Here is a 1,228-nt window from a genome sequence, read left to right on the forward strand (position 1 = left end):
ACTGGATCGCCTTTCCTCGCTTGAAAATTTCTAGATGAATTTTCTCATCCACTATGAATAATGCTATCGAGTTGGAGTTCAAGATAGATAGTTTTAAATCCGCTGTTATTTGGGGATTCACCAATTTGGTAAAAACCGCGTTTGAGATAAAGCATCCGGGCTACATAAGAAGAAGGATGTTCCCAAGTATACAACCGTAAGTACCTTTTTGCTTTTGCTAGGTCGATGGTAAAGTCTAATAGCTCTTTTCCAATTCCTTTTCCCCGAAATTGTGATGCTACACAAAACCAGCCTAACCAGTCAGCTTCTTGTTCGTCTTCGCTTTTGCAATATAACCCAGTTAGCCCAATTACTTGGAAAGATTTCTCATCGATAGCAACCCAGTAATTGAGTTGGGTAATTCCACTGTTTGAAAACCATTGAGCATATTTATCTCGATATAAACTTGCCGCCAGCGATGGACTATCACTACTATTACTCACGCCTGGGAAAACTTCCTCTCTTAAGTGAATTGCTTGCTCCAGGGTTGCTATCGATAATGATTCAATGTACATAACACTAGTCACTCAAGCTTAAAGTAGTCATACCTATATCTAGGCTACTATCTCAATTAATCTGTAAATTTTTCGGTGAGCAGGCAGACTTAAGTGGGAACCATTATTGCTGCCATTCTCCCTCTTCATCCCGAAGAACTAATTTTACCCTAGCTTTCATACCTAATTTGCTTTTCCTCTTTGAGTTTGTTTTTTTTCCTAGTTGAGCATGGCACCAAATCGAAACGAAATACGAGCAAGTCCTGAATCTGAATGCTGTTTTCGTAGCTTGGCTGAGGTAAATACCAAAAGTAGTCATGGCGCACATGATCCATCCGAAATCCGCACTTTTGATAAAAAGCAATGTTGGCAAGACTTGAATTAGACGTGCCGACGAGCATCTGCCTCTTGCCGCGTTGCCTCGCCTCTTGAATCAACCAAGCAACGAACTCCTTACCTAAACCCTGCCTTTGAAACTCAGGGGCTATACCAAGTTCCATAATTTCGCAGGGATCGCTGCGCCATTTCATTGTTGCTGCACCAACCAAGTGTTCGCTGTCGTCCATGCGATATACAGCATCAACGAGGTTAGCAAGTCCCCATCGCAGCGCACGCTCCGATTGTTCTGCCAACAGTAGTATCGGAATCAGCGCTTCAAGTTCGTCGTCACGAGCTTGTCGAATAGCGATCGCCAT

At 42.8% G+C, this 1,228-nt stretch carries 2 protein-coding genes; both read right to left on the minus strand.

Going from position 1 to position 1,228, the window contains the following annotated elements:
• Window positions 1–44 precede the first annotated feature (44 nt).
• Window positions 45–554 carry a GNAT family N-acetyltransferase gene (locus V7K30_RS11455; protein WP_334999155.1) on the minus strand — a complete coding sequence of 170 codons (510 nt, stop codon included), beginning with the start codon at window positions 552–554 and terminating at the stop codon, window positions 45–47.
• A gap of 149 nt (window positions 555–703) precedes the next feature.
• On the minus strand, window positions 704–1,228 hold a 525-nt coding region (locus tag V7K30_RS11460; RefSeq protein WP_334999156.1), incomplete at its 5' end, for a GNAT family N-acetyltransferase.

Source organism: Nostoc sp., from assembly GCF_036917655.1.
In the GTDB taxonomy this organism is placed as follows: Bacteria; Cyanobacteriota; Cyanobacteriia; order Cyanobacteriales; family Nostocaceae; genus Nostoc.